The 25854-nt window shown below is 58.4% G+C and carries 26 protein-coding genes and 3 pseudogenes; 14 read left to right on the top strand and 15 right to left on the bottom strand.

The annotated features are described in order from the left end of the window. Nucleotides 1-317: 317 nt before the first annotated feature. The 3 genes and pseudogenes from JZY08_RS21605 to JZY08_RS27620 form a co-directional block, all read right to left on the bottom strand. On the bottom strand, nt 318-917 hold the full coding sequence (locus JZY08_RS21605) for a general stress protein (protein WP_216331658.1): 600 nt from the start codon (nt 915-917) through the stop codon (nt 318-320). Nucleotides 918-933: 16 nt separating this feature from the next. After that, entirely contained in the window at nt 934-1251 is a 318-nt protein-coding gene (locus tag JZY08_RS21600) for a PepSY domain-containing protein (RefSeq protein ID WP_072495350.1), read from the bottom strand. Between the two features lie 211 nt (nt 1252-1462). After that, nucleotides 1463-1668 (bottom strand): annotated as a pseudogene (locus tag JZY08_RS27620) (SOS response-associated peptidase); the annotation flags it as partial. Between the two features lie 129 nt (nt 1669-1797). Between JZY08_RS27620 and JZY08_RS21595 the strand changes: the two are divergent. Next, nucleotides 1798-2058, top strand: coding sequence for a DUF1236 domain-containing protein (locus JZY08_RS21595; RefSeq protein ID WP_216331657.1), 261 nt, complete (start codon nt 1798-1800; stop codon nt 2056-2058). Between the two features lie 273 nt (nt 2059-2331). On the opposite strand, the gene JZY08_RS21590 is transcribed toward JZY08_RS21595, so the two are convergent. Both JZY08_RS21590 and JZY08_RS21585 read right to left on the bottom strand, forming a co-directional pair. Then, on the bottom strand, nt 2332-3225 hold the full coding sequence (locus JZY08_RS21590; RefSeq protein WP_216331656.1) for an IS481 family transposase: 894 nt from the start codon (nt 3223-3225) through the stop codon (nt 2332-2334). 8 nt (nt 3226-3233) lie between these two features. Further along, nucleotides 3234-3371 (bottom strand): annotated as a pseudogene (locus JZY08_RS21585) (DUF262 domain-containing protein); the annotation flags it as partial. A 154-nt stretch (nt 3372-3525) separates the two neighbouring features. On the opposite strand from JZY08_RS21585, the gene JZY08_RS21580 reads away from it, so the two are divergent. Continuing rightward, nucleotides 3526-4377 carry a hypothetical protein gene (locus JZY08_RS21580; RefSeq protein ID WP_216331654.1) on the top strand — a complete coding sequence of 284 codons (852 nt, stop codon included), beginning with the start codon at nt 3526-3528 and terminating at the stop codon, nt 4375-4377. Here the strand turns inward: JZY08_RS21580 and JZY08_RS21575 are convergent. Both JZY08_RS21575 and JZY08_RS21570 read right to left on the bottom strand, forming a co-directional pair. Further along, on the bottom strand, nt 4371-4640 hold the full coding sequence (locus tag JZY08_RS21575; RefSeq protein ID WP_216333523.1) for a hypothetical protein: 270 nt from the start codon (nt 4638-4640) through the stop codon (nt 4371-4373). The genes JZY08_RS21580 and JZY08_RS21575 overlap by 7 nt on opposite strands. Further along, a pseudogene (locus tag JZY08_RS21570) lies at nt 4588-5431 on the bottom strand (IS481 family transposase); the annotation flags it as partial. The gene JZY08_RS21575 and the pseudogene JZY08_RS21570, both read right to left, overlap by 53 nt. A gap of 120 nt (nt 5432-5551) precedes the next feature. On the opposite strand from JZY08_RS21570, the gene istA reads away from it, so the two are divergent. The 3 genes from istA to JZY08_RS21550 all read left to right on the top strand — a co-directional run bounded on the left by istA (nt 5552) and on the right by JZY08_RS21550 (nt 9440). Continuing rightward, nucleotides 5552-7048 carry an IS21 family transposase gene (gene istA, locus JZY08_RS21560; RefSeq protein ID WP_035226019.1) on the top strand — a complete coding sequence of 499 codons (1497 nt, stop codon included), beginning with the start codon at nt 5552-5554 and terminating at the stop codon, nt 7046-7048. After that, complete coding sequence (gene istB / locus JZY08_RS21555) at nt 7045-7803, top strand: IS21-like element helper ATPase IstB (protein WP_035226016.1); 759 nt, start codon at nt 7045-7047, stop codon at nt 7801-7803. Before istA ends, istB begins: the two co-directional genes overlap by 4 nt. Nucleotides 7804-7937: 134 nt before the next feature. Next, nucleotides 7938-9440, top strand: a complete 1503-nt coding sequence (locus tag JZY08_RS21550; protein ID WP_216333492.1) for an FAD-dependent monooxygenase — start codon at nt 7938-7940, stop codon at nt 9438-9440. Nucleotides 9441-9582: 142 nt separating this feature from the next. Here the strand turns inward: JZY08_RS21550 and JZY08_RS21545 are convergent, their stop codons facing one another. After that, nucleotides 9583-9864, bottom strand: a complete 282-nt coding sequence (locus JZY08_RS21545) for a K+/H+ antiporter subunit F (protein ID WP_216333491.1) — start codon at nt 9862-9864, stop codon at nt 9583-9585. Nucleotides 9865-10179: 315 nt separating this feature from the next. Between JZY08_RS21545 and JZY08_RS21540 the strand changes: the two genes are divergently transcribed. From JZY08_RS21540 to JZY08_RS21525, 4 genes are all read left to right on the top strand, one after another. Next, nucleotides 10180-11340, top strand: coding sequence for a calcium:proton antiporter (locus tag JZY08_RS21540; RefSeq protein ID WP_253204087.1), 1161 nt, complete (start codon nt 10180-10182; stop codon nt 11338-11340). A 72-nt stretch (nt 11341-11412) separates the two neighbouring features. Continuing rightward, entirely contained in the window at nt 11413-11721 is a 309-nt protein-coding gene (locus JZY08_RS21535; RefSeq protein ID WP_216331653.1) for a hypothetical protein, read from the top strand. A 98-nt stretch (nt 11722-11819) separates the two neighbouring features. Next, nucleotides 11820-12566, top strand: a complete 747-nt coding sequence (locus JZY08_RS21530) for a F0F1 ATP synthase subunit A (protein ID WP_082185155.1) — start codon at nt 11820-11822, stop codon at nt 12564-12566. 115 nt (nt 12567-12681) lie between these two features. Then, nucleotides 12682-13464 carry a pyrroline-5-carboxylate reductase gene (locus JZY08_RS21525; protein WP_216331652.1) on the top strand — a complete coding sequence of 261 codons (783 nt, stop codon included), beginning with the start codon at nt 12682-12684 and terminating at the stop codon, nt 13462-13464. 14 nt (nt 13465-13478) lie between these two features. On the opposite strand, the gene JZY08_RS21520 is transcribed toward JZY08_RS21525, so the two are convergent. From JZY08_RS21520 to JZY08_RS21490, 7 genes are all read right to left on the bottom strand, one after another. Then, nucleotides 13479-14087, bottom strand: coding sequence for an amino acid transporter (locus JZY08_RS21520; protein WP_216331651.1), 609 nt, complete (start codon nt 14085-14087; stop codon nt 13479-13481). Nucleotides 14088-14348: 261 nt separating this feature from the next. Beyond that, entirely contained in the window at nt 14349-15947 is a 1599-nt protein-coding gene (locus JZY08_RS21515) for an MFS transporter (RefSeq protein WP_082185158.1), read from the bottom strand. Continuing rightward, entirely contained in the window at nt 15944-16384 is a 441-nt protein-coding gene (locus tag JZY08_RS21510; RefSeq protein WP_216331650.1) for a DoxX family protein, read from the bottom strand. Before JZY08_RS21510 ends, JZY08_RS21515 begins: the two co-directional genes overlap by 4 nt. Nucleotides 16385-16605: 221 nt before the next feature. Then, complete coding sequence (locus tag JZY08_RS21505) at nt 16606-18588, bottom strand: amidohydrolase (protein WP_082185159.1); 1983 nt, start codon at nt 18586-18588, stop codon at nt 16606-16608. Then, complete coding sequence (locus JZY08_RS21500) at nt 18588-18878, bottom strand: XapX domain-containing protein (protein WP_082185160.1); 291 nt, start codon at nt 18876-18878, stop codon at nt 18588-18590. Before JZY08_RS21500 ends, JZY08_RS21505 begins: the two co-directional genes overlap by 1 nt. 71 nt (nt 18879-18949) lie before the next feature. Next, nucleotides 18950-19642 (bottom strand): hydrolase, encoded by a 693-nt coding sequence (locus JZY08_RS21495; RefSeq protein WP_035242974.1) that lies wholly within the window; start codon nt 19640-19642, stop codon nt 18950-18952. Between the two features lie 143 nt (nt 19643-19785). Continuing rightward, on the bottom strand, nt 19786-20718 hold the full coding sequence (locus JZY08_RS21490; RefSeq protein WP_082185162.1) for a VOC family protein: 933 nt from the start codon (nt 20716-20718) through the stop codon (nt 19786-19788). 115 nt (nt 20719-20833) lie between these two features. On the opposite strand from JZY08_RS21490, the gene JZY08_RS21485 reads away from it, so the two are divergent. The 5 genes from JZY08_RS21485 (at nt 20834) to JZY08_RS21465 (ending at nt 25834) form a co-directional block, all read left to right on the top strand. Further along, on the top strand, nt 20834-21733 hold the full coding sequence (locus tag JZY08_RS21485; protein WP_137039350.1) for a LysR family transcriptional regulator: 900 nt from the start codon (nt 20834-20836) through the stop codon (nt 21731-21733). A 347-nt stretch (nt 21734-22080) separates the two neighbouring features. Then, a complete protein-coding gene (locus JZY08_RS21480; RefSeq protein ID WP_253204086.1) occupies nt 22081-22869 on the top strand; it encodes a GntR family transcriptional regulator in 789 nt (262 codons plus the stop codon). A gap of 30 nt (nt 22870-22899) precedes the next feature. Continuing rightward, nucleotides 22900-24015 carry an ABC transporter ATP-binding protein gene (locus JZY08_RS21475; protein WP_216331649.1) on the top strand — a complete coding sequence of 372 codons (1116 nt, stop codon included), beginning with the start codon at nt 22900-22902 and terminating at the stop codon, nt 24013-24015. Continuing rightward, entirely contained in the window at nt 24012-24941 is a 930-nt protein-coding gene (locus JZY08_RS21470) for a sugar ABC transporter permease (protein WP_137039348.1), read from the top strand. Before JZY08_RS21475 ends, JZY08_RS21470 begins: the two co-directional genes overlap by 4 nt. Before the next feature lie 11 nt (nt 24942-24952). Beyond that, entirely contained in the window at nt 24953-25834 is an 882-nt protein-coding gene (locus tag JZY08_RS21465) for a carbohydrate ABC transporter permease (protein ID WP_003498185.1), read from the top strand. Nucleotides 25835-25854: the final 20 nt, after the last annotated feature.

Genomic DNA, 25854 nt, shown 5'->3' with positions numbered 1-25854 from the left:
ACGGCAATGGTTAAAACTTGGTTTGCGATATTCCCTGCGTGGACGGACGGTGCCGAAACGGGGCCCGCGCGGAGTTGCAAGCTTTTGCATGCCGATAGATTTCAGGCTTCAAACGGCTGACGAAGGGGCGAGGGGCTCTTACGGCCGGCTGGCTGTCCCGCTTACGAATTCTGCATACTAATTTGAGCGGGTGGAATGAAATCTATGTCGCAGACCGTTAAATTAATCGCGGCAATTGTCTTACAAACGAGATCTTTATCAAAGGCGGTATCGGGCGTCACTGAAGGGGCGCCACCGTGGCGCCCCTCCTGAAACTCTCACATACCATTGCGGCGATAGCGAAGCCGTTCCTGCTCGATCTGGTTGGCCTCGTAGGGCGAGAGCGTTTCGTCGAAATGCGTCCATCCTTGCTTTTCGTAGGCGGCGCGACGTTCTGTCGGATCGACCCAATTCGAGCGTTTGAGAATGGCTTCAGCCTCCGGCGCCAAGGCGTCATCCACTTTTGCGGTGACGAGGGTGCCACCCCGGCGGACGCCTTCGGCGTAGAAGTGGGCATCTCGTTCCGGGACGCCGGAGCTCGTCAGTGCGCCAATAATCCCACCAGCGGCCCCACCTGCAACCGCACCGGCTGCCGCGCCGGCTGCAGTCGCAGCAAGCCAGCCGGCTGCAACGACCGGACCGACGCCCGGAATGGCCATCAAGCCAAGGCCGGTGAGCAGGCCGCCCGCGCCGCCGACGACCGCACCGATCCCCGCGCCAGTTCCGGCCCCTTCTGCGGCATTCGACTCTTCGTGCCGCCGATCGGCGTTATTGGAAACGATACTGATATCGCTGGATGGTACGCCCAGAGTTTCGAGTTCACTGACGGCGGAACTTGCGTCTGCGTAATCGTCAAAAAGTCCGGTAACAGTTCTCATAACATCCTCCTAGGGGTTACTTGGCAACAACATTGCCCTGATAATCGAGAGCGATCGAAACAGTTTTGCCGTCCTTCATGCCGGTAGCATTCCAAACGCCCCTGTCGTCTTTCTTGAGATCCTTCAACCCCGTATAACCCGCTTTTTCGATCCGATCCTTTGCCTGGTCCTCAGTAAAACTGTTGGCGCCCTCTACCGGGGCCGTCGGGTTTTTCGTGTCGGGGGTCGCAATTGCCGGCGTGTTTCCGTCGCTGTTGGCCGCGGGCGCACCCTGGGCATGTGCTGTAAGGGCCGAGACACAAATGAAGGCGGCTGTGAGAATAGTGTTTTTCATGGTTTTCTCCCTAGCTCGGATCTGCGTAGATTGATCCGCCTGATTAACCCTTTTATGTTCTTTTGGTTCCAGCAGCGGAGGCAAGGTGCTCAACAAGCATGGCGGCGCGTCGGGCATACGAGTGACCATGCAAGGGTCTGGACAGTGGCGCAGGCGAACGGCCGAATAAGAGGGAGGTAGCAACTGAAGCGGTGGAGCGCCCGGAAAGCTACACGAGGCGATTGGCATCGGTAGTCAGGAAACCATAGAGATCGTCGATCGTGATCCCGTTGCGAACCTTCCGGACCTTTTTCATTTTGGCACGTGGATAGGGCAGAATATCGGCGATTTCGTCTCATCGCGGGCAAACCAGGCGTTAGGCACAGAGCCGCGTTCCTGTTTGTTCGTCGGATCCCGTTCGGCAGAGCTGATAACCGGACCACGAAAAGCACGGATACCTGGTTCTTCCAAAACCACGACGGAAAGACAGGCACTGCTGGTGCGACCAACGGCGATGTCTCAGGGTCGCCATCTGCGGCGACAAAAGAGCAGAAGGCCGGTTCGCAAGTGAACGTCGATGTCACGATCGAGCAGCGCACCGAAATCCGAAATGTCATTATCGAAAACAAGGTAGAACCCGTCCGCCCGATATTCAGCATTTTCGTTGGAACCGCGGTTCCAAGAACCGTTAGGCTTCACAGGCTCCCAGCGCGCGTGATCCAGATCGTTCCGCAGTACCGTAATTACGAATATATCGTTCTTGCTGACGAACGGATCGTCGTCATCGATCGTGCGACCTACGAGATCGTCTACGTTCTCACGATCTGATGACCCTCGTTGCCATTTGTCCTGTTGGTTGCACCGTGCAGTGCCGTTTCGCGCGCCGATGACAGCCACTGATCTTACAGGGTTCAATGACCCCCGCCTCGAATAACCGCGTCCGCGGTGTCCGGCCAGGGCGCCATACAGCTCCTGCACCACCTGACAACACCAAGGAGAAGAAGGCGGAGGGTACCAGACCGAGGTCGGGCCGGGAGCGGATTACTCGCTGATCGCCTGGAGTGTAATCTTCTGAAGGGCGATGAGACATCCTTGTTTGGATTATAGGCGTTCGCGGAGGATTTCGTAAGGTGCCTTTCCATTGAAAGCGCCATGCGGCCTTGCAAGGTTGTCGAACCTCTCCCACTCGCTGAGCTTTTGAACGAGGTCGGTGTCGTCTGTATATGACAAAAGCTGGTAGAACTCTTGATCATCAGTGCGGTGTGACCGTTCGACTTTTCCATCTAGTTGGGGCGACGCTGGCTTGATATAGGCGTGCCGGATGCCCTGGTCTTCGACGTGCCAGTGGAATTTGGCCTGGAACTCGTGCCCATTATCGGTTCGAATTTCGCGAATGCGGAACGGGAATTTGGCGACTACGGTGTCGATGAAGTCTATAGCGTTGGCCTGGGTGTGGCGATCATAGACCTTCAAGGCTCGGATGCGGGTGGCATCGTCGATTGCCGTGTATTGGAAACGCTTGACGATCTTACCGCTAACGTCTTCGAATTTAAGGAATTTTACGTCGACCTGTATCTGATGCCCCGGCACCCGCTGCTCGTATCTCTGAGTATGGATTTTCCTAACACGCGTACCGCCGGGAAGCCGACTGAGGCCATTTCGTTTCAGGATTCGATAGATGCAGGCATCGGAGATGGTGACGGCATGGTACCTGCTCATATACCAGGAAATGCGCATCGGACCGAGATGATATCTGGTGCGCAAATGCAAGACTTTCTCGATGACTTCTGCAGGCTTCTGGTTAGCGGGATTTTTTGGTGCGGAGGATCGGTTCTCAAGCCCGGCCTCGCCATAGCGCTCGAAAGCCGATTTCCATCGATAGAAACTGGCTCTGCCAATACCGAAATAGCGGCAGGTTTGCGATACGTCACCGTGACGCTCGGCATGTTGAAGAACGCGCAGCTTATGTGAAACTTCCCGTCGGAATGTCATCATCGCGATTAGCCTTGCATGAGGCTATCAAATAGCTTTTCTATTTGCTCGGGTTTCCAGACGAATTCGCGCTGGATGGCCGGTAGTACGTAGCTCTTACTCTGGATGCGCCCCAATGCATCCGCGATTGTTCCCCCAGGCTTATACAACTCCTACCCCTCCGAATCGATTCGCGCTAAACTTTTGCGATTTCATACCAACGACGCGTTCACTGGCCAATCGAAAGCAACGAAATATAGGGAGTTGCGGCAAGAAATGGGTTCCCCCAACATCGGCTTAAAGCAGGCGTCCCGACTAACTCAAATGAACGACGCCGACAGGCTGAATTTTCTTGCTGAGGGACTTCCCCATCTATTGGCATCTGCACAAAGTTTCTCAAAGGCTTCCGAACGTTTGCCCGAGGGCAGCCGCGAAGCTGACGTGCTTACGAGCCTCGCGATGGAGGAGGCCGCGAAGATCTTGGTAATATTAGATATCGTCCGCTGCCCCCCGAAACGTAGGGCACAACAAATCGGAAGGTTGTTGAAGCCCTTTTACAGCCATCTCGCTCGACTGATTTATGCTGAGGCGGCGGGATGGAATGCCGTAGATCTCTTCGAACTTCGGCGCTACGTCGATTTCGAGCGGCGGGCTCACTATGTCGATGGCCCTGTCAGCGAGTACATCTTTCCAAACTCGATTCTTCATAAAAGAGAGAGCCGGATGTACGTCGATATCGAGACGTATGAGGACGGTAAGCCTTTCTGGAGCTTCCCTACCGATACCGAATTCCACTTCTCGCCATCGCAGATAGCTTCACTGCAGGTCGCCGAGGCACTCGGCGCAGTTGGCGTCTTTTCAGAGTTGGGGCTGAATATTGTTTCCGACGTATGGGCTACCAAAGATTTCTGTGTCGAAGAGCCCTCGTTCAACGAAAGCCCACTGCAGCATCATGAAGCACAACGCCTAGTTAGACTAATGCTGGATCGACTTGAAGCCGTTGGATTGGTGCAACAGCACGCAACACACGGGCACGTAGCCTCTCTGCTCAGGAACTGGCAGTTGCCCATGTACGATCTGGACTTTGAACTTATCAAGGTCTCTCAGGAAGATCTCGACGCGGAACGCGACGCTGCCCACTGGTCTGAGGTTGGAATGGGTTGGGGCGATTATTGAGGCGCATGCTTTTTCAAAGTGATACCTGCGCGTACTTTGTCGAGCGCAAGTTGCGGAAATAATTTCCGCTCAGAACTGCTGCCGCCAACTGCGACCGCCGTAATGAGCTTGCGGAAATCCGTCACGGCAATCCCGTCCGCGCTTTCACTCCCGACGGGCGTCACGTAAAATTGTAATCTTCTGAAGGGCGATGAGACATCCTTATCTGGATTATAAGCGTTCTCGGAGGATTTCGTAAGGTGCCTTTCCATTGAAAGCGCCATGCGGCCTTGCAAGATTGTAGAACCTCTCCCACTCGCTGAGTTTTTGAATGAGGTCGATGTCATCTGTATAGGACAAAAGCTGATAGAACTCTTGATCATCGGTACGGTGTGACCGTTCGACTTTTCCATCTAGTTGGGGCGACGCTGGCTTGATATAGGCGTGCCGAATGCCCTGGTCTTCGACGTGCCAGTGGAACTTGGCCTGAAACTCGTGCCCATTATCGGTTCGAATTTCGCGAATGCGGAACGGGAATTTGGCGACTACGGTGTCGATGAATAGCGTTGGCCTGGGTGTGGCGATCATAGACCTTCAAGGCTCGGATGCGGGTGGCATCGTCGATTGCCGTGTATTGGAAACGCTTGACGATCTTACCGCTAACGTCTTCGAATTTAAGGAATTTTACGTCGACCTGTATCTGATGCCCCGGCACCCGCTGCTCGTATCTCTGAGTATGGATTTTCCTAACACGCGTACCGCCGGGAAGCCGACTGACGCCATTTCGTTTCAGGATTCGATAGATGCAGGCATCGGAGATGGTGACGGCATGGTACCTGCTCATATACCAAGAAATGCGCATCGGACCGAGATGATATCTGGTGCGCAAATGCAAGACTTTCTCGATGATTTCTGCAGGCTTCTGGTTAGCGGGATTTTTTGGTGCGGAGGATCGGTTCTCCAGCCCGGCTTCGCCATAGCGCTCGAAAGCCGATTTCCATCGATAGAAACTGGCTCTGCCAATACCGAAATAGCGGCAGGTTTGCGATACGTCACCGTGACGCTCGGCATGTTGAGAGCGGCGGTGGAAAAGTCGGCCACGGTAGCGGCGGAATAGTCCGTCCGCGGGCGGAGTAAAATCCGGCCACCTATTTCCTTTCTGCAATGATCGCAGGAGGGACAGGGGATCTACACCGTGGAACTTTATTTGAGGGTTCGCCTGGCTGTTTCCGAAGGGATGACGCAGCGTCAGGCAGCAAAGCATTTCAACGTATCGCGCGACAGCGTGGCCAAGATGCTGTCGTATTCGACACCGCCCGGCTATCAGCGACGTTCGCCGATCCGGCGTCCGAAGCTGGATGCATTCGTTTCGACGATCGAGCAGTGGCTGGAAGCTGACATGGTGATGCCGCGCAAGCAGCGGCATACTGCCAAACGGGTGTTCGACCGGCTTCGTGACGAGTGCGGCTTCACCGGCGGCTACACGATCATCAAGGATTATATGCGCGAGCGGGATCAACGCCGCCAGGAGGTGTTTGTGCCGCTGTCGCATCCACCGGGCCATGCGCAGGCCGATTTCGGCGAGGCGACGGTGGTGATCGGCGGCGTCGAGCAGAAAGCTCGCTTCTTTGTGCTGGATCTTCCTCATAGCGACGGATGTTATGTGCGTGCCTATCCGGCGGCAGTGGCCGAAGCCTGGGTGGATGGTCATGTCCACGCCTTTGCGTTCTTCGGGGCCGTGCCGCAGTCGATCGTCTATGACAACGACCGTTGCCTTGTCGCAAAGATCCTGCCCGACGGCACACGCAAGCGGGCAGCGCTGTTCAGCGGCTTCCTGTCCCACTACCTGATCCGGGATCGCTATGGGCGGCCGGGAAAGGGCAACGACAAGGGGAATGTCGAGGGTCTTGTCGGATATGCCCGACGCAACTTCATGGTGCCGATCCCGCGGTTTGCGACATGGGATGCGTTCAATGCTTTTCTGGAAGAGCAGTGCCGCAAACGCCAGCGCGACAAGCTGCGGGGCGAGAGCGAGACGATTGGCGAACGGCTGCAGCGCGATCTTGCGGCCATGCGTCCCTTGCCGGCGTCGCCGTTTGATGCCTGCGACCAGGCCAGCGCTGTTGTGACAGCCCAGTCGCTGGTGCGCTACAAGACGAACGACTATTCCGTACCGGTCGCCTACGGCCATCAGGACGTCTGGGTCCGGGGCTATGTCGATCAGGTGGTGATCGGCTGCCGCGGCGAGATCATCGCGCGTCATCCGCGATGCTGGGAACGGGAAGACGTCGTCTTCGATCCCGTCCATTACCTGCCGCTGATCGAGCGGAAGATCAATTCTCTGGATCAGGCGGCTCCATTGCAGGGCTGGGATCTGCCAGACGAGTTCGCGACGCTGCGCCGGCTGATGGAAGGCCGCATGGCCAAACATGGGCGGCGAGAATACGTGCAGGTTCTGCGCCTGCTGGAAAGCTTCGACCTTGCCGATCTACATGCAGCGGTGAAGCAGGCGATACAGCTCGGCGCGATCGGCTTCGATGCGGTCAAGCATCTGATCCTGTGCCGGGTCGAGCGCCGGCCGCCGCGGTTGGATCTGGCGATCTATCCCTACCTGCCGACGGCGACTGTCGAGAAGACGTCAGCAAAGGCGTATATGCGCCTCCTGTCATCTGATGCGGGAGAAGCGGCATGAGCAGCGACGCGCCAGAGATCCTGCTTGGCCACTATCTCAAAACCCTCAAGCTGCCGACCTTCCAGCGCGAGCACCAGAAGCTGGCCCGGCTATGCGCCACCGAAGGCGTCGATCATGTCGGCTACCTGTTCCGGCTTGCTGAACGGGAGATGATCGAGCGGGACCGCCGCAAGGTCGAACGTCGGATCAAGGCGGCCAAGTTCCCGGTCGTCAAAAGCCTCGACAGCTTCGACTTCACAGCCATCCCCAAGCTGAACAAGATGCAGGTGCTAGAGCTTTCCCGTTGCGAATGGATCGAGCGCCGCGAGAACGTCATTGCGCTGGGCCCGAGCGGCACGGGAAAGACGCATGTCGCACTCGGTCTCGGCCTGGCCGCCTGCCAGAAGGGCCTGTCCGTCGGCTTCACCACGGCGGCGGCCCTGGTCAGCGAGATGATGGAGGCGCGTGACGAGCGGCGTCTGCTCCGGTTCCAGAAGCAGATGGCCGCCTACAAGCTGCTGATCATCGATGAGCTGGGATTTGTGCCACTATCAAAGACCGGGGCGGAATTGCTGTTCGAGCTGATCTCGCAACGCTACGAGCGTGGTGCCACCCTGATCACCAGCAATCTGCCTTTCGACGAATGGACGGAAACACTGGGGTCCGAACGTCTCACCGGCGCACTGCTCGATCGCATCACCCACCACGTCAACATCCTCGAGATGAACGGCGAAAGCTATCGTCTCGCTCAAAGTCGCGCCCGAAAGGCCTGCTAAAACTCCCCTCAAAAAATCGCCGCGCCGGCCTAAGACCCCCGCTCGGGCTACGCCCTCCCGGCCGTCTCAGGCCGGCGCCATAGTGGCCGACTTTTGCTCCGCCCCATGGCCGGTTTTTACTCCGCCGTTGACACATTGCCGGTGCCGGTCCGGTCGGCCTGTTTCTCGCCTGCGAGCTGCGTCTCGCAAACCTCTCGGTGCTGGTGCTGGAGCAGGCGTCGGACCCTTACTCGCCGCTAAAGCAACTTCCCTTCGGCATGCGCGGTCTTTCCGCACCCACGATCGAAAGCTTTGACCGGCGCGGCCTGCTGGATGAGCTTACCGAACGGCAGCGCGCGAAAGAGCAATCCAGCACCGGCCAATCGGCCGCACACTGGATGCATCAGCAGCGCCGGCCGGGCGGCCACTTCGCCGGCATTCAGTTCTTCCACGACAATATCGACATTTCGAAATGGGCCTATCGCCTTGCGGATTCGACACCCGTCACCCTGGCTTCCAGCATGGAAGAAATCGAAGCCGTTCTGGAAAAACGAGCAACCGCCATGGGAGCCGAGATCAGGCGTGGCGCCGGTGTTGAGGGCTTCGGGCCGTCGGATGAGGCCGTGACCATTCGCGCCGGCGGCGAGACATTTCATGGGCGGTGGCTCGTTGGCTGCGATGGCGGCCGCAGCACCGTGCGCAAGGCTGGCGGTTTCGATTTCGTTGGCACCGATCCCGAATTCACGGGCTATTCCGCCGAGGTCGACATCGCGGATGCGGAAAAACTCACTTCCGGCCGCCACTACACGCCGACCGGCATGTACACCTATCAAAAACCCGGAACCATCGCGATGGTCGATTTTGATGGCGGCCGGTTTCACCGAACCCAGCCGATCACGCGTGAGCATGTGCAGGCCGTGCTGCGGCATGTTTCCGGCACCGACGTCACGGTCTCAAGCCTTCACATCGCAACCACCTGGACGGACCGAGCCTATCAGGCCACCGCATACCGCAAGGGCCGGGTATTGCTGGCGGGCGATGCCGCGCATATCCACTCTCCGCTCGGTGGGCAGGGGCTCAATCTCGGGCTGGGCGATGCGATCAATCTCGGCTGGAAGCTTGCAGCGACGATCCGTGGCGATGCACCGGACGGATTGCTGGACAGCTATACGAGCGAACGGCACCCATTGGGCGCACAGATCCTTGACTGGTCGCGTGCCCAGGTTGCACTCATGCGCCCAAGCCGGAGCACTCGAGCGCTCGCAGCCATCATTCGCGATCTCATAGAGACCCGTGATGGCGCGACATACTTCGCCGAACGCGTATGGGGCGTTTCCATCCGCTATGAGCTTGGCGGCGAACATCCGCTTGTCGGCCGCAGCGTTCCTGATTTCAAACTGGCAGACGGGAGGAGGACCGGAGAACTTCTAAGGGAAGGAAGCGGTCTGCTTTTGAACTTTGCCGCGGACGCATCGCTTGAAGCGCTGGCGCATCGCTGGAATGGACGGATCGCCTATGTCGCAGGCGATATCGAAGACCGGGTGGGATTGAGCGCTGTCCTGGTGCGACCCGACGGCATCGTCGCCTGGGCCACGGAGTCCATTCCTGACGAGGCGGAAATCGCGGAGGTAGCGGCCCGATGGTTCGGTGAAATTTGACGTTCAGCTGAAGCAGGAACTGGCTTTTGCGTAGCGATGCGAAATCGACAGGGATTTTGCATCGCTACATTTTCCGCGCCGGCAATTTGATCAATTTTTCCAGCGACTTGTCGATCCTGAGCTGAAACCGTCTACTGCCTCATCACTCGATCACTTCCCCTCGCATCAGAAACTTTGCGAGCGCGACTGTCGAAACGAAGCCGAGAACTGCAAGGATGAGAATAAAGGGGAGATAGAGGGCGTTTCCGGTTTTGATCGCCAGCACCAAGGCCTGCAATATTGCCAGATTGTAGATCGTGTCGACAGCCATGACGCGATCCTGCGCCCGTGGCCCCTTGATCAGGCGATATGTGACGAGTGCCATGGAAAGCAGAAGCATTCCCTGCGCAAAGGTGGTCGACCAGTAAATAATATCCGAACCCAACATCGCGAAACCGCTCAATGCGGTCGCGCGGGAGAAAAAAGGCAAATCTGCTCAGGGTAATTGCAGGGGATCATGGCTTTGCTCCTCGTGTTCTTTACACACGGGGCCGTCCCCTCTTGATCCGGATGGCGCAGGTCGTCCTGCACGGAAGTGTGCTATCATCAGCGGCACAGATCTTCAAGGCAGGCATTCCAGCACCATTGCCTTCAAGAACCCTGTCATGATATCGCTAGCGTAACTGCTTGACGAAGCTTCGTTCGGGACGACCCGAATGCGACAGATTGCCGGGGACGACCCCAGATGAGGTCGCCTGCAATGTCAGATACAAAATCTCCATCATTTATCCGGGGCGCCTGGCCCAAACTCGTCGTGGCCTGGCTGGTCGTCGTGGTCTTTCAGTTCGCCGGGACGTCGTGGCTTTCGCCGGATATGACCCCGACAGTTGCAATATCCTGCTTTCTCGTTCTCTTCGCCACCATTCTGATGGCGGCTTTCGGGGTTGTGAAAGAGGCCGATGAACTGGCCCATCAGTTGGGCGAACCCTACGGAACGCTCATTCTCACCCTCTCGATCGTTGCAATCGAGGTGATCCTGATTGCCGCCGTGATGCTCGGGCCAAACGAGGCCCCGACGATCGGAAGAGATTCCATATTCGCCGTGATGATGATCATCCTCAACCTCGTGACGGGTATCTGCCTGCTTGCGGGCGCGATACGGTATGGCGAGCAGGAATATAACGCGCCGGGTGCCGTCTCCTTCATCGCCATGACGGTCGTATTGGCCGGTGTCGCGCTTCTGGTTCCGAATACGCTGCCGGCTGGCGACGGCACGTTCACCGCTCTCCAGGCCGTCGTGGTTTCGGTCGTAACCGTGATTGTCTACGGCGGTTTCCTCGTGCTTCAGATGGGCCGTTACCGCAGCCATTTCATGCAGCCCGCGCCGGGTCGGATGTCGATCCGGCTGGCGGAGCCAATTGCTCGCCCGGCCCCGGAGGCCGATATTGCGGCGGGTGGCGGAGCCCGCAAAAAGAACATCGTTCACTCGGCGATGCTGATCGGGTTGATGTTGCCAATCGTGCTGCTCGCGCACGACCTTGCCATCGTCATCGATTTTGGCGTCGCCCGGGCCGGTGCTCCCGTTGCGGTTGGCGGCGTGCTCATCGCGATCATCGTCTTCACGCCGGAATCGATCACGGCCGTGAAGGCTGCGCTGAAAAACGAGACGCAACGGGCAATCAACCTGTGCCTTGGGGCATTTGTCTCCACTGTCGGGCTGACCGTGCCGGCGGTTCTGACGGTCGGCCTCCTGTCTGGCAAAATGGTGATCTTCGGAATTTCGCCCACGGAAACCATCCTCTTTGCGCTGACCATCGCGCTGACGACCCTGACATATCTGGGCAGGCGGACATCTGCGATGCAGGGGCTGCTGCATCTGATGCTGTTTGCGATCTTTGGGCTGCTCTTGTTTACAGCCTGAGAACGTCCGGCATCGCGGGACGACCTGCGCTCTGCAAACCCACACGGGGACGACCCCACAATCGTGAGATTCATGATGTGGAAAACGCAGCAGACGCTTTATCGAGACATTTCGAATACGGCCATGCGAAGTGCACACGAGCGCACTGCAAGCTGGAAAACGCTGATCTCATCGGCCGTGATCTTCATTCTTGTCGCCAACCACGCGGTCAGACTTTCCCGCGCCGATGCATTTGCCCGAAAGCCATTGCTACCCGCCGACGATTTGGCTAGAAAGCGCTCGCGCGGGACGACCCGCGCCTTGAAACGTTCCGGGGACGGCCCTGATTCTCAAACTTGGGATCAGGATGACCGACATAGCGAACACCCTCCTCATTTCTGATGCTCCACCACACACGCGGTCTTCCTGCGTCCGGCACAGCCGCGACCTGGAGCATCAGCATATCCCTGTCATTGCCGCAATTTACTGAAGGACCCTCCATGGCCGGCCCTATCGAGCAATTCGAAGTCAAACCTCTCGTTGAAATTACCATCGGTGATATCGATCTCAGCTTCACCAATGCCTCGGCATACATGTTCCTCACCGTCACCCTGGCGAGTTCGTTCCTGCTGCTTGCCACGAGCAGGGCGCGCCTCGTGCCCGGCCGGTGGCAATCCAGCGCGGAAATGCTTTACCTGTTCGTCGCCAAGACCCTGCGTGACAATGCCGGTGAACAGGGAATGCGGTTCTTCCCCTTCGTCTTCTCGCTTTTCATGTTCATTCTGTTTGCCAACATGATCGGCATGTTTCCTTACGCGTTCACGGTTACGAGCCAGATCATCGTCACATTTGGCTTGGCGATGATGGTGTTCGGCACCGTCACGCTGTATGGCATCTTCAAACACGGCATCCGTTTTCTCGGCCTGTTCAAACCGGCGGGAATACCGGCAATTCTCGCACCCATCATCGTGCCGATTGAAATCATCTCCTATATTTCGCGACCGGTCAGCCACTCCGTCCGCCTGTTCGCCGTCATGCTTGCCGGTCACATCACCCTGAAGGTCTTTGCCGGTTTTGTCGTGTCGCTGGCGAGCGTCAATGCTCTCGGCATGATCGGCGCCATCGCGCCGCTTTTCATGACGGTCGCAATCACGGCGCTGGAGTTTCTGATGGCCGCTATTCAGGCCTATGTGTTCACCATGCTGACCTGCATGTACCTCAATGACGCCCTGCATCCGGGGCACTAGAGCATCGATCTGGAAAACGGCCATCTCCTTGTCGACAATTCCGGGTGGAAAATTTAGCATTGCGTGACAACCAGACGACAGACGTATCTTTCGGCCCTCGCCGCGCGGAGCAAGCATGTCCCTTCCCCAAAAGATCGGTTTTATCGGAACCGGAGCGATCACCGATGCCATGGTAAGGGGCCTGCTCGGCAAGCCCGCCGCCGTGCCGCATGTCATGGTGTCCCAGCGCAGCGCAGATATCTCCGCCAAGCTTGCTGGCGATTTCCCGCAGGTGATCGTGTCCGGCGATAATCAGGTTATCATCGACGGCTGCGACACCGTCATGCTGGCGATCCGTCCGCAGATCGCCGAAGAGGTCATCCGCGCCTTGCGATTCCGGGAAGGGCAAAAGGTCATAAGCGTCGTTGCGGCGACAGACCGGCAGGCCCTTCTCGACTGGATCGACGCGGATGTGCGCCTCACGCAGGCGATCCCCCTGCCCTTCGTTGCCCGGCGCAAAGGCGTCACTGCCCTATATCCGCCCGATATGGACACGGCGGCGATCTTCAACGTGCTCGGCAATGCGGTGGAATGCGAAACCAAGGCGGAATACGACCTTCTCGCCGCCGCAAGCGCCCTGATGGCCACCTATTTCGGCATCATGCAGCACGCGACGGAGTGGCTCGTTGAAAACGGCCTTCCGGAAGAAAAGGGTCGCGCCTATCTTGCACCTCTCTTCGCCGGCCTCTCCGAAGTGGCGCTGAATGCCGGCAGGGACGCCGACTTCATCGATTTCAGCCGCGAATTCGCCACCAAAGGCGGGCTCAACGAGCAGGTCTTGAACGATTTCAACGACAATGGCGGTTCGGACGCGCTGAAGCAGGCTTTGAGCCGCGTTCTGGACCGAATTACGCAATAGGCGCAATTCGACGCCTACAGCGCCTTTGCCCACTCGTGGTCCGGGTGGAAGCGTCCGAGACAATCCCGCAGCCACCGACGCTCCGCCGCGGGCAACTTCGGCGCGGCGTATGCGAAATCTTCCTCGTCCTTGGGCCGGCGGTACTTTGCCTTGAACAGCAGCACGGCGGCGGGGTTGAGGTAAGGAATCCCGCCCGCGGTCCGCGCGACCATTTCGGTGCGGGGTCGGCTAATCTGCGGCTCCCTCTTATAGACCCAGCTTTCATCCGTTCCCGGCTCGATCATCATATCAACCCGCCAGCGGAGGGCGGCACGATCAAAACACCATATCTGGAAAATCTCCGTCGCCGGTTCCCGGTCGGCGGCCAACAGTTCAAGCACGCCGTCATTGACGGTATAAAATTCCATATCGTTCAATTCGCGCCGGAAAATGCCCAGATCCGCACGAAGGATCGTGAATTCCAGATCCTCGTGCTCGCGTGTCTTCTTCCCGTGCCAGAGATCGAGCGCCCAGCCGCCAACCACGCACCAGGGTCGCGATACACTGCTCAATCGCCGGAAAAGCTCGGCAGGGCTCCAGGCCTCCCAGGCATCCTGGTCCGGGACGGAGGTTTGATTATTCATGCTGGCAGGTCTCTTTATGCGGTTGTCATGGTGGTGAGTTTAGTCCCGGCGGCCGCCGGGATGTTATATGCATCGGGATGTGAGACAAGTTCGTTCGCACCGACGAAAGAAGCGGCTCGGGGCGGTCGCACCGCTGGATCGACTGCGGCGACGTCGCGATATCAAGACGATTATTCTGCTGCAGCATTTCGCTCTTCGGCTTTTACAGGAAAACGAGGGATCTGCAGACAATAAAAAGGGGCCTGTCGGCCCCTTTCCAATTCAAGCTTTCCCTGGACGATTGATTGTCAGGAAATGCCGCACGACCGGTCTTTCCAGCCCCGAGTGATAGGCGAGTACCTTGCCCTGGAGATCCGCATCGGCATTGGAGACCCGCTTGTGCTGGCGCAGGTGCTCCGCCCAGGATTCGACCATGAACCATTCAACGATCTTCTGCGGATCGGCGGAGTCTTCGGTCACACCCCACCCATAGGCGCCATCACGCCGACGCTCCTGGGAGAGTTCGTCAAGCGCATGCAGGAATGCGCTGCGGTGATGTTTTTCGACATTGTATTCGATCAATATCAGAACCGGGCCGCGGTCATGGGCCACCGGCTCGGCAATGAGCGGCTCCGGCCAATGGTTGGAAGGCACCATATCCGCATCACCGGTGGGCAACTTCAGGCGATGCATGACGAGACCGGCGACGAACAGACCGGCCGCGCCGATCAGCAAGGTTCCCGGCACGCCCGCCGCTTCGCCAACCGCACCCCAGCCGAGGCTGCCCGCCGTCATCGCGCCGTTAAAGACGGTGAGATAGACCGCAAGGCCACGGCCGCGGACCCAGTTGGGCAGGACGGCCTGCGCAGTGCCATTCAGCGTCGTTAGCGCCGTGATCCAAGCGCCACCGAGGAAGAGCAGGATGATGAGGGCCAGCCATTGGGGCGGAGCGAACGACAGCCCGGCCATGACGAGCGCAGTGATGAGGGCAGCCCCTAGAAGCAGGGCGTCGGCATCAAAACGTGCGCGCAGTTTCGGCATGATCAGCGCGCCGCCGATGGCGCCGGCACCGACGGCACCCAGCAATATGCCATAAAAGCTCGCATCTCCACCCAGCAACTGGCGGGCAACCAGAGGCAAAAGCGCCCAGACGGCACTGGCAAAAGCGAAGAAGATCGCGGCCCGCAGCAGGACGACATGCAGCGGACGGCTGGCACGTGTATAACGAAGGCCTGCCCGGAACGCGCCGAAGAAACCTTCGGCGAGCGCATCATTGGCATTCTTCGCCCTTGGCCACCACAGGAGCGCCGCGATAACGATGAAGTAACTTGCGACATCGGCACCATATGTGACGGCCGCACCGAAGGCTGCGAGCAGGATGCCGCCGACCGCAGGACCGATGGAACGGGCGATATTGATACCCAGCGAATTCAGAGCGACTGCGCTTTTAATGTCCTCACGTTTCACCAGTTCCGGCACGATGGCCTGCCATGTCGGCCCCATCAGCGCCGCACCGATACCGCCGAGGAATGTAAGCCCGATCAAGGCGCTGACTGACAGCATTCCAGTGTGCGCAAGAACCATGAGACTGACGCTTACCGAGGCCAGCAGCAGCTGGATGGCGATCAGGAACTTGCGGCGATCGAGAATATCGGTCAGCACACCGGCTGGGATGGCCAGCAGAAAGATCGGCAGGGTTCCGGCAGCCTGAACCATGGCGACCGCCGCCGGCGAGGCCGAGAGATCGGTCATCAGCCAGGAACTGGCGACATCGCGCATGAAACTGCCGGTATTTCCCAAAACCGTCGCCGCCCAAAGGACGGCGAAGACCGGCTGTGCAAGAGGAGCAAAGCTGCTGGTTGAGGATTTTGCGGCACTCATTTGCCCGTCCCTTTCGTGAGATCGATTGCGGCGACGACAATGAAGGCGCCGGCCAGGCCGAGATGTTCGAAGAAGGCATTGGTGGCCATCATGCGCTCCATGCCGGGCGCCATTTCCCAGAAACGAAGCGCGATGAAAGTGGCCAGAAGCGTGAAGCCTGCCAATGCCAGAGCACCGGCCCAGCGCAGGAACCCTGACACCACCATTGCGGAAGCGGTGAGCTCAAAGACGATGACGACGATAGCAAACGCGGCCGCCGGATGAAGGCCGAAGTGGTTCATCTCGGCGATCGCGCCGGGGAAGTCGAAGATCTTGGTGAGCGGGCCCTGAATATAGGCCGAACAAAGCGCCAGAAGCGCCAGCGTTTTTGTAGCAGGCGCGGCGACGATATCCGCAAGAAACCCGCGAAGGCGAAGCGTTGAAGATGGATCGGTCATTTTTTGCTCCCGTGATTCTGGCCGGTCGTTTCGAGCGGCGCTGCGTTCATCTGATGGAGCGATATTGGTCGAAACTATTATCGCCAACAATTGCATCAATAGTTTCTATATAATTGCGATATATGCAATATTAGAGACCTTCAGGTGGTCTGTCCGTTGCACCGCAGAAAACGGGCAGCGAAAAGCCGCTGCCCGCCGGATTTTGTATTCGTGGCGTAAACTCAGACCGCCCAGCAGGAGCAACCCAGCGCTCCGAAGAAACCCTTCAAGTCGGCGATCGGCAGTTTGGATGTCCAGGCGCCGGCATGATCGTGGCCATGGACACCGCAATCACTGGCACAGCCGCACGTCGAAATCGCCGTCCGGCGCAGCGAGCGAGCGCCGGCCCCTTGCGGCTCGCCCCAGGCGGCGTAACCACCGAAAGCGCGCACGGGAGACCAGTCGGGCATGGCCGGCGGAACGTCGTTTTCATCCAGCGACTTGAAGTCCCCGGCGCCATAGACGATTCTGCCGCCAACCATGGTCAGATCGGATGTGAGGAAGGAAATTTCATCCTCGGCGCAGGAGAAATAATCCTTGTCCGGCACAACGAGATCGGCGAACTGGCCCTTTTCAATGCGGCCCTTTTTGCCTTCCTCGTTCGAGAACCACGTGACCTTCTCCGTCCACATGCGCAGCGCCGTCTCGCGGTCGAGGCAATTGGCGCGCGGATAGAGCTGCATGCCGCCCACTGTCTTGCCCGTCACCATCCAGAACAGCGAAACCCATGGATTATAGGAGGCGACGCGCGTCGCATCCGTGCCGGCCGAAACATTGACGCCCTTCTCAAGCATGCGTTTGATCGGTGGGGTCGCTTCGGCAACGCCATGACCATAACGCTCAACAAAATATTCGCCCTGATAGGCCATGCGGTGCTGGGTCGCGATGCCGCCGCCCAGAGCCGCGATGCGGTCGATTGACCGTTCAGAGATCGTCTCGGCATGATCGAAGAACCAGTTCAGCCCTTCGAGCGGAATGTCCCGGTTGACCTTTTCGAAGACATCGAGAGCACGGGAGATCGTCTCGTCGTAGGTGGCGTGCAGACGCCAGGGCCAGCGGTTTTCCGCCAGAACCCGGACAACCTCTTCGAGTTCGCCCTCCATTTCCGGTGGCATGTCCGGTCGCGGCTGACGGAAATCCTCGAAATCGGCAGCGGAAAAGACCAGCATTTCGCCTGCGCCATTGTGCCGGAAATAGTCGTTGCCCTGTTTGTATTTCACCGACGAGGTCCAGTTGAGGAAGTCCTCCTTTTCCTGCTTGGGCTTCTGCGTGAAGAGGTTGTAGGCAAGACGCACGGTCATCTGGCCTTCGTCGGAAAGCTTCTGGATCACCTCGTAATCGTCAGGGTAGTTCTGGAAGCCGCCGCCCGCATCGATGACGCCGGTGACGCCCAGCCGGTTCAGCTCACGCATGAAATGGCGGGTGGAATTGACCTGATAGTCGAAGGGCAGCTTCGGCCCCTTGGCGAGCGTCGAATAGAGGATGCCAGCATTCGGCTTGGCCAGCAGCATTCCCGTGGGATTGCCGTTCACATCGCGAGTGATCTCACCGCCGGGTGGGTTCGGCGTATCCCTTGTGTAGCCGACGGCCCGAAGGGCTGCGCCATTCAGCAGCGCCCGGTCGTAAAGATGCAGCAGGAAGACCGGCGTGTCGGGCGCCACCGCATTGATTTCCTCGATGGTCGGCAGTCTTTTTTCGACAAATTGATGCTCGGTAAAACCACCGACGACGCGCACCCATTGCGGGGCGGGTGTGATCGCCACCTGGCGTTTCAGCATGTCCATGGCATCTGCGAGCGAACGCACGCCATCCCAGCGCAGTTCCATGTTGAAGTTCAAGCCGCCGCGAACGACGTGGGTATGGTTGTCGATCAGGCCCGGCAATACGCGCTTACCCTTCAGGTCGATGATCTTTGTCTCCGGTCCGGCGAGCGCCATGACATCGGTGTCCGTTCCCACCTCCATGAACAGGCCATCCTTGATGGCGACTGCGGTTGCATTCGGGTTGGCGCGATCGAGTGTCGTCAGGCGGCCATTATGAAGGATGGTATCGGGATACATGGAACGGGCTCCTGTCTGAATGGGGTCAGCCGCACTTGCGGGTGAAAACAGATGGGGGAAGGCGAGGCTCGATGCCGCGCCGAGAAAGGTGCGTCGCGTCGGCATCAGCTTCTCTCCCTGTCTGCAGGCCGTTCAGCCTTGGCGAGATCTGTGCGCTCTTCGCTACCCTTCGGCAAATGGCCGAACATATGCGGCTTGATCTGGTTGATCCACGAAACGACGGCCGGCTCCTTGCCGATGATCGTCCTTGCAAAGGGAATAATCTGTTCTCCAACCAATATGCCGAGCAGGCCGACCAGAGCAATGACGGGCGGTGCGGGCGAACGCACATTGAGCAGGCTGTAAACAATGCCGACCAGCAGACCGGCACCAAGGGACAGAAGATAGACTTTCATGGAAACCTCCTCGATCAATGAAGGCCGCACCGGACTGGATGTCATCCAGCCGGCACGGCACGGTTGAAAGCTTATTTGTTGGCCGGGTTCGGGCCGATGCGCTTGCCATGCTTGACGCGTTCCTCACCGCCATGGACATGGGTGACGGCGTAGTCGATGCCCATGCCGTAGGCGCCTGAATGTTCCTTCACGAGCGAGGTGACGGCATCGTAGGTTTCCTTGCGCGCCCAGTCGCGCTGCCATTCAAGCAGAACCTGCTGCCAGGTGACGGGAATGATGCCGGCCTGCACCATGCGGTCCATGGCATATTTGTGTGCATCGACAGAGGTGCCGCCGGAGGCGTCCGCCACCATGTAGATCTCGTAGTCCGCGACATCATGGAGCGCCGAGAGCGCGAAGGTGGTGTTGCACACTTCCGTCCAGAGGCCGGAGACGACGATCTTCTTGCGGCCGGCCGCGGCATTCTTCGCCAGCGCGTCGCGAACATTCTGGTCATCCCAGGAATTCATCGAGGTGCGCTCGAGAATGTCGTTCTCCGGGAAGACCGCGAGCAGTTCCGGAAAGGTGTTGCCAGAAAAGCTTTCCGTTTCAACCGTGGTGATGGTCGTCGGGATATTGAAAATCTTTGCCGCCTTTGCGAGGCCGACGACATTGTTCTTCAGTGTCTGCCGGTCTATCGACTGCACACCGAAAGCCATCTGCGGCTGCTGGTCGATGAAGATGAGCTGGCTGTTGGCGGGGGTAAGGACTTCGAGTTTGGACATTTTCAGTTCTCCGTTCAGGTGGTGATTGCCGATCTGCGGCGGTGGAAATTGAGAAGACTTCGCCTGTCGGCTGCCCGGCAGGGGCAGCCGTCTTGAAAAGCGCAAATCTGTTTCGGTCAGTGGATGCGGGTCAGCGGCCCGGTCTATGCCGCAAGGGGAGCGAGGTTCGCCTCGATCTGGTTGCGAAAAGGCTCGTAGCGGTTCGGAAGCTTGAGCGCTTCACCCAGATGCGCGGTATCCTCGTCCCGGTCGAAGCCGGGTTCGTTGGTTGCGATCTCGAACAGGACACCGCCCGGCGTGCGGAAATAGATCGCCCAGAAATAATCGCGGTCGATGACGGGGGTGACCTGATAGCCGGTATCCATCAGCGCCTTGCGCACTTCGAGCTGCTTTTCGCGGTTTTCGACTGCGAAAGCGATATGGTGGACCGAGCCTGCTCCCGGACGGGCAAAGGGGGTCTTCGGCAGGGCCGCAAGATCGATCGTATCTGCCCCGTTACCGCCGGGAATGACGAAACGCGTTACATTGCCTTCAACCTCAGTCCGCTCATATCCCATGAAACGCAGGAGTTCTTCGGTCGCAGCCGTATCATGCAGATTGAAGCGTGCGCCGGTGAAACCGCGTATGGCGTTGTCTTCGGAAATGCCTTCGGCGAGCCAGCCTTCACGGGCGTCATCGCCTGTTTCGATCAGTGCAAGGCCATCGCCGTCAGGACCGGTGAAGCGCAGGCGATTGGCGCCAAAGACCGTGTCGGCCTGAATGCCGGTGGCGCCTTTGGCAATGAGACGCTCTTTCCAGAAGCCAATTGCACCCTTGGGAATGGAGAACTGGGTCTCGCCCACTTCGCCGACGCCTGGACGGCCGGTCATCATTTGAGCGAAGGGAAAATAGGTCATCACCGTGCCCGGCGTTCCCTTTTCGTCACCGTAATAGAGGTGATAGACGCTGGGTTCGTCGAAGTTGACGGTCTTCTTTACCCGGCGAAGCCCAAGCGTTTCGGTGAAAAATCTGTTGTTCTGCCGCGCATCCGACGCCATTGACGTGACGTGGTGCAGACCCTTGATATCCTTGATCATGGCCGGAGCCTTTCTACTGGTTGTCCGTTTCGCTGGACAAAGATTTAACCCGCTTGATTGCATCGCGGAATTGCAATATTTTTCTCGAATGAATTGCGGATTTTGAAATAATCGAATGAACGACCACAAAGCTCTCAAAACGTTTCTGATGGCGGCCGAAAAGCGCAACTTCGCGCAGGTCGCACGCGAACTGGGCATGACGGCGGCTGCCGTTACCCGGGCCATCGCCGCGCTCGAAGATGACCTGGGTGTGCAACTGTTTGTCCGCACCACGCGTCAGGTGTCGCTGACAACGGACGGCGCCGTCTTTGCCGCCCAGATTCAACCGGCGGTCGAGGCACTCGAAAATGCGCGGCGCGATGTCCGCAATGCCCACAAGGCCGATGAAGGGCGGCTGAGGATCAGTGCGCCGACATGGCTCGGCAAGACGGTGCTGCCGCCGATCCTCTCCGGCTTCCGTGAATTATATCCGAAAATGTGCTTCGAGATTTCCCTTTCGGACGGCCTCGTCAACATCGTTGATGACGACTACGATCTCGCGATCCGCATCTCGTCCGCCCCCTCCGACAAATTCACCATCTGGCGCAAGATCAGGGCCGTGCCGCGAATATTGGTCGCGGCACCGGGCAGCCGGTTTGCGCAGATGGAGCATCCAGGCGAACTAACCCCTGACGATTGCCTTGCCTATAGCGGTGACAGCCGGCGGGAAAACTGGGCGCTCTCGGACGGCGGATCGAGCATCAGCATCGCGGCCGGCCGCGCATTCAGCGCCAATAATGGCGAGGTTCTGGCTGATATGGCTGCGGATGGTGCGGGTGTGGCCATGCTGCCGGGATTTCACATTGCCGAACATCTCCGCAGCGGCCGGCTCGTTCACGTTTTGCGCGGCTGGGCGCCGCCGGAACTCTGGCTGACGCTCTATTATCCGCCCTACCAGGCCCTGCCACCCCGCATCGCCACTTTCTCGAAATTCTTCGAGGAGCAGCTGCCGGCCTATATGGTTGCGCTCGAATAGGCCGCGCGCTGTCGCATGATCGTCGCACGTTACCAAAGGCCCGAGCAATAAATCGCGTTAGCACGGCGCCTAAGCCTCCACCCTTTTGATTGCAAAGCCGCATCTCGCCCCGAAATTGCTCGGGCGAGAGTTGGCTCACAATTGCAAGTTAAAGCCTTACGCTCCCCGCATTGCAGACCTCTCAAGCTGCATGAGAGCGCCGGCTCTTCGACAAAGACATCCACTGCTCCAGCGCTTGAGGCGAGGTCATTGCCCGTTCGCACAGATCGGCAGCAACTGCCACTTGACTCACCAAAACACAACAGATATATCATAACCATATCTGATATCTCAGTTTGGTAATTGATATGTCTAGCCCCATCGAATTTCCATCGCTGCCGCTGTCCGAACTCGTCACCCCGCAAGACCTGCCGGCTGAGGGGAACATGACCAATCGGATCCATGCCTTGCTTCGCAAACTGATTGTCGAGGTGAAGCTGCTTCCGGGGCGGGCGCTGTCGGAAAAGGAAATCGCGGCACTGCTGCATGTCAGCAAGACGCCCGTGCGCGAAGCGATCATTCGCCTTTCCGAAGAAGGTTTTGTGACCGTCGTGCCGCAGGGTGGCACTTACATCTCGCCGATCGACGTGCAGCGTTACATGGAAGCCTGCTTCATCCGGTTCAAGCTGGAAGAGGGCGCCGTCATCGAGGCGACCAAGCGGCATTCGCTGGAAGATATCGCCCGTCTGAAAACCTGCATTTCCCAGCAGCGCACCGCCGCCGAAGACGAGGAATTCACGGATTTCTTCCTGCTGGACGAAGAGTTCCACCGCACCATCTTTGCGGCCGCCCGCCTTCCCGGCGCCTGGAGCGTCGTCAATCAGGCGAAGGGCGAAATGGACCGGATGCGCCACCTGAAGCGCGTTTTTGCAGTGCGACGCACCGAAAAGGTGATCGAAGAGCACGAAGCGATCGTGAATGCCATCGAGTCGGGCGATGTCGAGGCCGCACGCGAGGCCGTCCAGCGCCATCTCGGATCCCTCGAAACCAAAATCGCAGAACTCTCCAAGAACCCGAAGATCTGGACCTTCATCGAGCAGGTCAACACGCGTGTCACGAGGAAGCGCGTTTCACGGGGGGCGAAGACGCCTGACTGAACATTCAAGGCTTTTGAGGAGGGGCCTTTCATGTCCGCAGTTCAAATCAACGATGTCGTCAAGCGCTACGGTGCTCTCGAAGTCGTCCATGGTATCAATCTTTCCATACAGCCGCAGGAATTCGTTGTCCTCGTTGGTCCTTCGGGATGCGGAAAATCCACCACGCTGCGCATGCTTGCAGGTCTGGAAGACATCTCGGACGGCACGGTTTCGATGGACGGCCGGGTGGTCAACAAGATCGCCCCTAAAGACCGCGATGTCGCCATGGTGTTCCAGAACTATGCGCTTTACCCGCATCTGAGTGTGGCCGATAACATCGCCTTCGGCCTGCGCGTCAGGGGCGAGAAACGAGCCGCCATCGACAAGGCGGTTGCGGAAGCTGCCCAGATTCTCGGGCTCACAGAATATCTGGCCCGCAAGCCGGCTGATCTTTCCGGTGGCCAGCGTCAGCGCGTCGCCATGGGCCGCGCCATCGTGCGCAGGCCGAAAATCTTCCTGTTCGATGAACCGCTCTCGAACCTCGACGCCAAGCTGCGCACCCATATGCGCGCCGAGATAAAGCTTCTCCACAAGCGGATGCATGCCACCAGCATCTACGTTACCCATGATCAGGTCGAAGCGATGACGCTCGCCGACCGCATCGTCATCATGAATGGCGGCCATATCGAACAGGTCGGCTCGCCGATGGAGGTCTTCCTCGAACCGGCAAATACGTTTGTCGCAAGCTTCATAGGCTCGCCGCCGATGAACCTTCTCGATGGGATCATCGAGAAGCGGGATGGCAGCGTGAAGGTTACGCTTACGGGCGGTTCCGGCCAGCACTTCAGCATTCCCGAAGCCTTCGCAAAGAACGCCACGGAAGGGCAGCCGGTCAAACTTGGCCTGCGACCGGAAATCATGTCGGTAGAGACCGAAGAGGGTCGTGAGGCATTAAATTGCAGCATCGACCTCGTGGAGCCGCTGGGTGCGGAAGCGCTCCTGCATGGCACCGCCGATGGCCAGCCATTTATCGCCAAGGCCGAAACGCTCTATGGCGATCATACACTCAACGGCGTCAGCCAGCTTAGCATCGATACCACCCGCGTCCACGTCTTCGATGCAGCGACCGGCAGGTCGCTGAAAGCCAAAGGCGGAGCGCGGGCATGAAACAGGGTTTTCAGGAACGTCTTGATGATCTCCAGGAAGATGTGCGCCGCGACTGGCAGCTCTACCTGCTGCTGGCGCCGATGATCATCTGGTTTGCGGTCTTCCTCTACAAACCCATGTACGGGCTGGTCATCGCATTCCAGGATTTCTCGATTTTTCGCGGCATCGGAAAAAGCCCCTGGGTCGGTTTTGCGAATTTCGTCGAACTCTTCCACAATGACATGTTCGTGCGCTCCTTCTGGAACACCATCAAGATCAGCGGCCTTGGTCTGATCTTCGCCTTTCCGGTCCCCATCATTCTGGCCCTGATGTTCAACGAGGTTCAAAATGGTGTCGCACGCCGCTGGGCTCAGACGGTCGTTTACCTGCCGCACTTTATTTCGGTGGTGATCGTTGCCGGCATCGTCATCAATTTCCTCTCGCCATCGATCGGCATCGTCAATCTTCTGCTGAAAGGCCTTGGATTCGAACCGATCTATTTTCTGACCCAGCCAGAATGGTTCCGTCCCATTTACATCGGCTCGTCCGTCTGGAAAGAGGCAGGCTTCGAATCCATCGTCTATCTCGCCGCCATCGCAGGCGTGAGCCCGACGCTTTACGAATCCGCCCGGGTGGACGGCGCGTCGCGCTGGCAGATGATGTGGCGCATTACCCTGCCCTGCATCCTGCCGACAATCGTGATCATGCTGATCATCCGCATCGGCAATCTGGTCGAGGTCGGGTTCGAATATATCATTCTGCTCTATCGCCCATCCACCTACGAGACGGCGGACGTCGTTTCCACCTTCATCTACCGCACCGGCCTGCAGGGCACCCAATATGACCTGGCCACGGCCGCCGGACTGTTCAACGCCGTCATCGCTTTCGTTCTCGTCTATTCGGCCAATCGCATCAGCCGAAAAGTCTCGTCGACATCGCTGTGGTGAGGAGCTGAAACATGGCAAACTTCAATCTGTATTCCCGCGGCGACCGGATTTTTGGCTGGGCAAACGCCATTCTTCTGGGCCTCTTCGTCCTGTCGACGCTTTATCCCTTTATCTATGTGCTGTCGGTCTCGCTGTCTTCGGGTGCCGCCGTCACCGCTGGCCGCGTCACCTTCTGGCCGGTCGATGTCACGCTTGCCGCTTACGACAGGGTATTGTCCGACAGGATGTTCTGGGTCGCCTATGGCAACACCTTCATCTACACCTTCGGCGGCACGCTGATGAGCCTGCTGATCATGATCCCCGGTGCATACGCCCTCTCGCGCAAGCGCCTGCGCGGCCGCACCTTCTTCAACATCGCCATCGCATTTACGCTCTGGTTCAACGCCGGCATGATCCCCTTCTTTCTGAACATGCGCGATCTTGGACTTCTCGACAGCCGTTTCGGCATCATCCTCGGCTTTGCTGCTAACGCCTTCAACGTCATTCTGCTGCGCAATTTCTTCGAGGCCGTTCCGAAGTCCTTCGAAGAAGCCGCCAAGATGGATGGCGCCAGCGAGTTGCAGCTGCTGTGGAAGGTGTTCATTCCGCTTTCCAAACCCGCCATCGTCACCGTCGCGCTGTTCTGCATCGTGTCGCGCTGGAACGGTTATTTCTGGGCCATGGTGCTGCTGCGCGGCGAGGAAAAGATCCCGCTTCAGGTCTATCTGAAGCGTGTGATCGTCGATCTGAATTCGAACGACGAATTCGCCTCGAGCCTGCTCACCGCCCACTATTCGTTCGAGACGGTGACGTCAGCGATCATGATCGCTTCCATCATTCCCGTCCTCATCATTTACCCCTACGCGCAGAAGTATTTCACCAAAGGAATTCTGCTGGGCGGAGTGAAAGAGTAGCAGCACAAGGGAGGAGAACC

Source organism: Rhizobium sp. X9, assembly GCF_018873185.1.
Taxonomy (GTDB): Bacteria; Pseudomonadota; Alphaproteobacteria; order Rhizobiales; family Rhizobiaceae; genus Agrobacterium; species Agrobacterium oryzihabitans.
Note: the sequence above shows the minus strand (reverse complement) of the source record. Positions and strands in the feature narration are given on the sequence as shown.

Excerpts from the sequence above, each read along its gene's own strand:
- JZY08_RS21605 (WP_216331658.1), bottom strand. The coding sequence starts at position 917 with ATGAGAACTGTTACCGGACTTTTTGACGATTACGCAGACGCAAGTTCC.
- JZY08_RS21600 (WP_072495350.1), bottom strand. The coding sequence starts at position 1,251 with ATGAAAAACACTATTCTCACAGCCGCCTTCATTTGTGTCTCGGCCCTT.
- JZY08_RS21590 (WP_216331656.1), bottom strand. The coding sequence starts at position 3,225 with ATGATGACATTCCGACGGGAAGTTTCACATAAGCTGCGCGTTCTTCAA.
- JZY08_RS21580 (WP_216331654.1), top strand. The coding sequence starts at position 3,526 with ATGAACGACGCCGACAGGCTGAATTTTCTTGCTGAGGGACTTCCCCAT.
- JZY08_RS21575 (WP_216333523.1), bottom strand. The coding sequence starts at position 4,640 with ATGGCGCTTTCAATGGAAAGGCACCTTACGAAATCCTCCGAGAACGCT.
- istB (WP_035226016.1), top strand. The coding sequence starts at position 7,045 with ATGAGCAGCGACGCGCCAGAGATCCTGCTTGGCCACTATCTCAAAACC.
- JZY08_RS21540 (WP_253204087.1), top strand. The coding sequence starts at position 10,180 with ATGTCAGATACAAAATCTCCATCATTTATCCGGGGCGCCTGGCCCAAA.
- JZY08_RS21535 (WP_216331653.1), top strand. The coding sequence starts at position 11,413 with ATGATGTGGAAAACGCAGCAGACGCTTTATCGAGACATTTCGAATACG.
- JZY08_RS21530 (WP_082185155.1), top strand. The coding sequence starts at position 11,820 with ATGGCCGGCCCTATCGAGCAATTCGAAGTCAAACCTCTCGTTGAAATT.
- JZY08_RS21525 (WP_216331652.1), top strand. The coding sequence starts at position 12,682 with ATGTCCCTTCCCCAAAAGATCGGTTTTATCGGAACCGGAGCGATCACC.
- JZY08_RS21520 (WP_216331651.1), bottom strand. The coding sequence starts at position 14,087 with ATGAATAATCAAACCTCCGTCCCGGACCAGGATGCCTGGGAGGCCTGG.
- JZY08_RS21515 (WP_082185158.1), bottom strand. The coding sequence starts at position 15,947 with ATGAGTGCCGCAAAATCCTCAACCAGCAGCTTTGCTCCTCTTGCACAG.
- JZY08_RS21510 (WP_216331650.1), bottom strand. The coding sequence starts at position 16,384 with ATGACCGATCCATCTTCAACGCTTCGCCTTCGCGGGTTTCTTGCGGAT.
- JZY08_RS21505 (WP_082185159.1), bottom strand. The coding sequence starts at position 18,588 with ATGCCGACGCGACGCACCTTTCTCGGCGCGGCATCGAGCCTCGCCTTC.
- JZY08_RS21500 (WP_082185160.1), bottom strand. The coding sequence starts at position 18,878 with ATGAAAGTCTATCTTCTGTCCCTTGGTGCCGGTCTGCTGGTCGGCATT.
- JZY08_RS21495 (WP_035242974.1), bottom strand. The coding sequence starts at position 19,642 with ATGTCCAAACTCGAAGTCCTTACCCCCGCCAACAGCCAGCTCATCTTC.
- JZY08_RS21490 (WP_082185162.1), bottom strand. The coding sequence starts at position 20,718 with ATGATCAAGGATATCAAGGGTCTGCACCACGTCACGTCAATGGCGTCG.
- JZY08_RS21485 (WP_137039350.1), top strand. The coding sequence starts at position 20,834 with ATGAACGACCACAAAGCTCTCAAAACGTTTCTGATGGCGGCCGAAAAG.
- JZY08_RS21480 (WP_253204086.1), top strand. The coding sequence starts at position 22,081 with ATGTCTAGCCCCATCGAATTTCCATCGCTGCCGCTGTCCGAACTCGTC.
- JZY08_RS21475 (WP_216331649.1), top strand. The coding sequence starts at position 22,900 with ATGTCCGCAGTTCAAATCAACGATGTCGTCAAGCGCTACGGTGCTCTC.
- JZY08_RS21470 (WP_137039348.1), top strand. The coding sequence starts at position 24,012 with ATGAAACAGGGTTTTCAGGAACGTCTTGATGATCTCCAGGAAGATGTG.
- JZY08_RS21465 (WP_003498185.1), top strand. The coding sequence starts at position 24,953 with ATGGCAAACTTCAATCTGTATTCCCGCGGCGACCGGATTTTTGGCTGG.